At 64.7% G+C, this 5,425-nt stretch carries 5 protein-coding genes; 3 read left to right on the forward strand and 2 right to left on the reverse strand.

Annotated features, from left to right (window positions below):
* Together PSV33_RS01025 and PSV33_RS01030 are read right to left on the reverse strand one after the other, a co-directional pair.
* On the reverse strand, positions 1 to 1,185 hold a 1,185-nt coding region (locus PSV33_RS01025; protein WP_300557677.1), incomplete at its 3' end, for a histidine kinase dimerization/phospho-acceptor domain-containing protein.
* A complete protein-coding gene (locus PSV33_RS01030; protein ID WP_293594961.1) occupies positions 1,182 to 1,847 on the reverse strand; it encodes a response regulator in 666 nt (221 codons plus the stop codon). The genes PSV33_RS01025 and PSV33_RS01030, both read right to left, overlap by 4 nt.
* A gap of 109 nt (positions 1,848 to 1,956) precedes the next feature.
* Between PSV33_RS01030 and dsbD the strand changes: the two genes are divergently transcribed.
* From dsbD to dsbG, 3 genes are read left to right on the forward strand one after another with little or no spacing between them, the layout of a single operon-like run.
* On the forward strand, positions 1,957 to 3,744 hold the full coding sequence (gene dsbD / locus PSV33_RS01035) for a protein-disulfide reductase DsbD (RefSeq protein WP_300557678.1): 1,788 nt from the start codon (positions 1,957 to 1,959) through the stop codon (positions 3,742 to 3,744).
* A complete protein-coding gene (locus PSV33_RS01040; RefSeq protein WP_300557679.1) occupies positions 3,745 to 4,581 on the forward strand; it encodes a TlpA disulfide reductase family protein in 837 nt (278 codons plus the stop codon).
* A gap of 7 nt (positions 4,582 to 4,588) precedes the next feature.
* Entirely contained in the window at positions 4,589 to 5,356 is a 768-nt protein-coding gene (dsbG, locus tag PSV33_RS01045) for a thiol:disulfide interchange protein DsbG (RefSeq protein WP_300557681.1), read from the forward strand.
* Positions 5,357 to 5,425 lie beyond the last annotated feature (69 nt).

The raw sequence follows: 5,425 nt of genomic DNA on the forward strand, positions 1-5,425 counted from the left end.
GCGCCGCCAGAATCGTTGCGTCGCCAGTGCCAATTCGTTGTCGCTGAGTCCCGGCCCGCGATCAAATATGTGAAAGCTGACCGCTTGCGGCGAGCTGCGTATTTCCAGCCTGACGCTGTTGGATGCAGGGGAATGGCGCAGGGCGTTGTCAAGCAGGTTGCGCAGCGCGGTGACAGCCAGCGCCTGGGGCAGCGCCAGCTCGGCACGGATGCCGTCGCTGTCGAGCGTGATCCGCTCGGGCGCATGGGGTGCTGCATCGCGCATCGCGAGGCGGGCCACTTCGCTGGCATCAGCGACCGATCCGTCCTCCCACGAAAAGGCGCCCTCGACCTGCGACAGCGTCAACAGCTGGGAAAGGGTGTGTTGAAGCCGCGCCACGCCCTCTTCAGCGTAATCCATGGCCACCTCGGCGTCCTTACCTTGGGTGATGCGCGTGACCTGGAGATGGGTTTTTATCGCGGTGAGCGGCGTGCGCAATTCATGCGCAGCATCGCTGGTGAAGCGGCGTTCGCGGCTGATGGTCTCGCTCATGCGTGCCAGCAAATGGTTCAGGGTGTTGACCAGCGGCAGCAGGTCCCGCGAGACGGGGATATTTTGAATCGGGGTCAACGCGTCCGGCGTCCGGCTGGCCAGCACCTGTCGCAGGCGCTCCAGCGGCAGCAAGCCACTTCCAACGCCGAACCACAGCACCAGCAGACTTCCGATCAGGGCAGCGACAAACGGCGTGGCCGCTGCCACCGTCACATTGCGCAGCAGCGTATCCCGTTCGGTCAGGCGGTCAGCCGTGGTAACGCGCAAACCGCTTGTTTCCAGGGTATAGCTGCGCCAGTGTTCACCCTTGATTTCACGGTCGGCAAAGCCGAGGGCCGCCGTTGCGAGGGACTCGGGCGTCGCGCCTGGGGTACGCGCGATCACCTCGCCGCGCATCGATACCTGGCACGCCAGCCCTTTTGCCTCCACCGGCATGCTCAAGGTGGATGGGCCTGCTTTCCCGGTGCGGCCATCCCAGGCGGCGGGGTTCTGCGACATCAGTCCGGCCACCATATGGGCCGACATCGCAAGCCGCTGATCCAGCGTGCGCTGCATTTCCTTGTCCAAACCGTGCAGCATCCAGAGCGCGACTGCGCCCCACAGCAGGATCATCGAGATGCCGATCATCAGCAACAGGCGCAGCCGAAGCGTCATGTTTTCCCCGCACTGAACCGGTAACCCACGCCACGCACCGTTTCGATCACATCGGCACCCAGCTTGCGCCGTAAATGATGGATATGCACATTGAGGGCATTGCTTTCGATCTCTTCACTGAAATCGTACAAACTGTCTTTGAGCTGGTCGGGGCTCAGGATGCGTCCACCCGCATGCAGCAAAGCGGCCAGCAGAGCCAGTTCGCGCCGTGACAGGGCGACCGCGCGTCCGTGCAGGGAGACCTCACCGCTGGCCGGGTCCAGGCGCAAAGGTCCGTGCGTGATGACATCCACGCTGCGCCCGGCGGCGCGGCGCAGCAAGGCTTGCAGGCGGGCCACGAGTTCGTCGAGATCGAAAGGCTTGAGGAGATAGTCGTCCGCGCCGGCGCGCAGCCCGGCGACGCGGTCCTGCACGGCATCGCGCGCTGTCAGGATGAGAACGGGCAGCGTCATGCCCTTGGCCCGCAGGCGTTGCAGCAGGCGCATGCCGTCCTCGTCGGGCAGTCCGAGGTCAAGAATCACCACATCACAATGGGCGGCCGACAGGGCGGCTTCGGCATGCGCCGCGGTGCGCACGCCATCGACCGTCAAGCCGTGCGCACGCAGACCCGCCAGGATGCCGTGGGCAATGAGTTCATCATCTTCAATCAGCAACACGCGCATGGCCTGTCCTCCATGCCGGATAGTATCCAGGCCTTTCATTATCCCGGCGTTAACGAAGCCTTAATCCGGGCACGCAAAGATGCCTGTTCCATTTGATATGAAGGCACTTATGCTGCGTTGGTTGTGGTTGATCGTGATGGTGCCCGTGTTGTGGGCGCTGCCGGCGCATGCCCAGCAGGAATTCCTGCCGGTAGATCAGGCTTTTCGCCTGAGCATCAGCCAGGATGGCGCTGGCCAGGTGCGCCTGAACTGGGACATCCGCAAGGGGTACTACCTTTATCGCCAGCAAATGAAGGTCGAAGTCGGCCCCGCCGATGGTGCGCTGCAGGTCCTGTGGCCGGCCGGCACGCCCAAAACCGATGAAACCTACGGCAAAAGCGAGGTTTATCACGACCAGGTCAGCGTCCTGGTCAAGGCGACCGATGCCCGGGCGCTGACCATCGGCTGGCAGGGCTGCGCCGATGCGGGTCTTTGCTACCCGCCGCAGACCCGGCGCGTCAACCTGGCCGATGTCGCGACAACGCCGGCAGTCCCGGCCGATCCGGCCACGACCCGCCAGAGTCCGGAGCCCCCAGGCGCGCTCGGCGAAGACCAGGACCTGGCCGAACGCCTGTCACGTATCCATATCGGCTGGATGCTTGTCGTGTTTTTCGGCCTGGGGCTGCTGATGACCTTCACGCCCTGCGTGCTGCCGATGGTGCCAATTCTCTCCAGCCTGATCGCGGGCAGCGGCGCGAGTCCCAGGCGCGGTTTTATCCTCTCGCTGGCCTTTGTACTGCCGATGGCGCTGACTTACGCCGGTGTCGGCGCGGCCGCGGCGCTGGCCGGCGCCAATCTGCAGGCGGTGTTGCAGAACCCTTGGGTGCTGGGCACCTTCGGTCTGGTGTTTGTCGTGCTGGCGCTGGCCATGTTCGGCTTTTATGAGCTGCAACTGCCCGCCGTTTTGCGCAACCGCCTCAACAATGCCAGCCAGGGCCGGCGCGGAGGCACGGTGGCGGGCTCCGCCACGATGGGCGTGCTGTCGGCGCTGCTGGTCGGCCCCTGCATGACCGCGCCCCTGGCCGGCGCGCTGCTTTACATCGGCAATACCGGCGATGTCGTGACCGGCGCCCTGGTCCTTTTTTCCATGGGCCTGGGCATGGGTGTGCCGCTGTTGCTGGTCGGGACGCTGGGCGCACGGCTGCTGCCGCGTCCCGGCGACTGGATGAACCGGGTCAAGGCGCTGTTCGGCTTTGTCCTGCTGGGCACCGCCATTGTGTTCGTGGCGCGGGTATTGCCTGCGGCGCTGACGCTGGGCTTGTGGGGCGCCTGGTTGCTGGCCATCGCACTGAGTTTGCTGGCGCTGGGCCAGAAGCTCGGCATGGGCAGCGGACGTCTGATGTCCCGTTACCTGGCGCTGCTGCTTGGCCTGTGGGGCGGCGCGATGGTGATCGGCGCGGCCGGAGGCGCCCAGAATCCCCTGCAGCCGCTGGCCTTCCCGGCAAGAGGCGTCGCGCCCGCGCAGGCGGCGGTCGGCAATGATTTCATGGCCCGCTTCGGGCCGCTCAAGACACAACAAGCACTCGAAACCCGTATCGCCGAGGCCGGACAGCGCGGGCAGTGGACGCTGGTGGATTTTTACGCTGAATGGTGCGTGTCCTGCGACGTGATCGAGCGCAAGGTATTCGCCGAGCCGCGGGTGCAACAGGCTTTGGCCGGCATGCAATTGCTGCGCCCCGACGTGACAGCCAACAATGCGGACGATCAGGCGCTGATGCGCGCCCACCAGATTCTCGGACCGCCGACCATGCTGCTGATCGGCCCCGATGGCAAGGAACGCCGTGCCGAGCGCATCATCGGCGAACTCGATGCCGACGAATTTCTCGCCCGCCTGGCGCGTGCAAAACAAGGAACCTGAATGCTCAACGTCAATCTGGGACCCTTCTCCGTGCAAGTCAGCCATCTGCTCGTGCTGGCGTCCCTGCTGGTCGCGGCCGGAGTCGGCCACCTGGCCGGGCGGCGTCGACAAGCGGGCATCGTCAACGTCTTGTCCGACATGGCGTGGGCCGGACTGCTGGTCGCACGCGTTGCCTTCGTCGCCACATGGTTTGACCTGTACCGCGACGCACCGTGGTCCATCCTGGACATTCGCGACGGCGGCTTTTCACCATGGGCCGGCCTGGCAGCGGCCTTGCTGGTGGCGATCGTGCACGGCTGGCACCGCGCGGCGCTGCGCAAGCCGTTGGCCCTGGGCTTGACCGCCGGTGCGCTGGCCTGGGCAGCGATGTCGGGTACGCTCGGCACCTTCGACAACACCCCCAGACCGGCCCTGCCAACCGTGGCGTTGACAACGCTTGCAGGCGAGCCGACAGACCTCGCGGCGCTCGCCAAGGGCCAGCCCATGGTGGTCAACCTCTGGGCCAGCTGGTGCCCGCCCTGCCGCCGCGAAATGCCAGTCCTCGCCGAGGCACAGCAGCGGGAAACCGGAATAACTTTTGTCTTCGCCAACCAGAGCGAAGACGCGGCGACCGCCCGGCGCTACCTGAGCGCCAGCGCACTGAGTCTGGCCAATGTGGTGCTCGACCCCGGCGCCGAACTGGGCCGTGCAGTCGGCTCGACGGGACTGCCGACTACGCTCTTCTACGATGCCAGCGGACAACTGGCCGATACCCACATGGGCGAGTTGTCGGCCGCCTCGCTGGCCAGCAAATTAAACCCATTGCGCACACGCACCACTTTCTCAACCAAGGAGTAAATTTCCCATGATCAAAAAAACAGTTGTTCAATTTGCAATTTTTCTGGGCTTGCTCGGCATGGCGATGGGCACACAGGCCAAAGACTGGCCCGCACCGATCAAGGCGCTGGAAGCTAAGGGGGTTGAGGTGATCGGGACATTCGATGCGCCCGGCGGACTGACCGGCTATGCCGCCATGATCGAGCAGCAGCCGCTGGCCATCTACCTGACCGCCGACGGCAAGCAAGCCATCGTCGGCTCCATGATCGATGCAAAAGGCGTGGACCTGAGCCAGGAACCGCTGAACCGGCTGGTGGCCAAACCCATGGCCGCGAAAACCTGGAAGCAGCTGGAGGGCAGCACCTGGATTGCCGATGGCGCCAAAAATGCCCCGCGCATCATTTACACCTTCACCGACCCCAACTGCCCCTACTGCAACAAGCTCTGGAACGATACCAGGCCCTGGGTGACGGCCGGCAAGGTTCAGCTGCGCCATGTCATGGTGGCCATTCTCGGGCCAACCAGCCCGGGGAAAGCGGCGGCTCTCCTGTCTGCGCAGGACCCGCAGGCCGCACTGACGCAGCATGAACAACAACATCGCAGCGGTGGTGTGAAGCCCCTGGCTCAGATTTCGCCCAAAGTCCGCGCGCAACTCGACGCCAACCAGGAGTTGATGCAGCAACTGGGCTTTTCCGCCACGCCGACGACGCTTTACAAAGACGCCGATGGCAACCTGAAGACCATACAGGGCGCACCGTCGGCCGAGATGCTGAGTCGCGTCCTCGGACCGCGCTGAGCCTGCTCAAGGAATCAACCATGGCGATGCAAGGGATGACAGACATGCCGGACCGAAAGAGCCTGCTCC

It is taken from the genome of Polaromonas sp. (assembly GCF_029945895.1).
Taxonomy (GTDB): domain Bacteria; phylum Pseudomonadota; class Gammaproteobacteria; order Burkholderiales; family Burkholderiaceae_C; genus Polaromonas.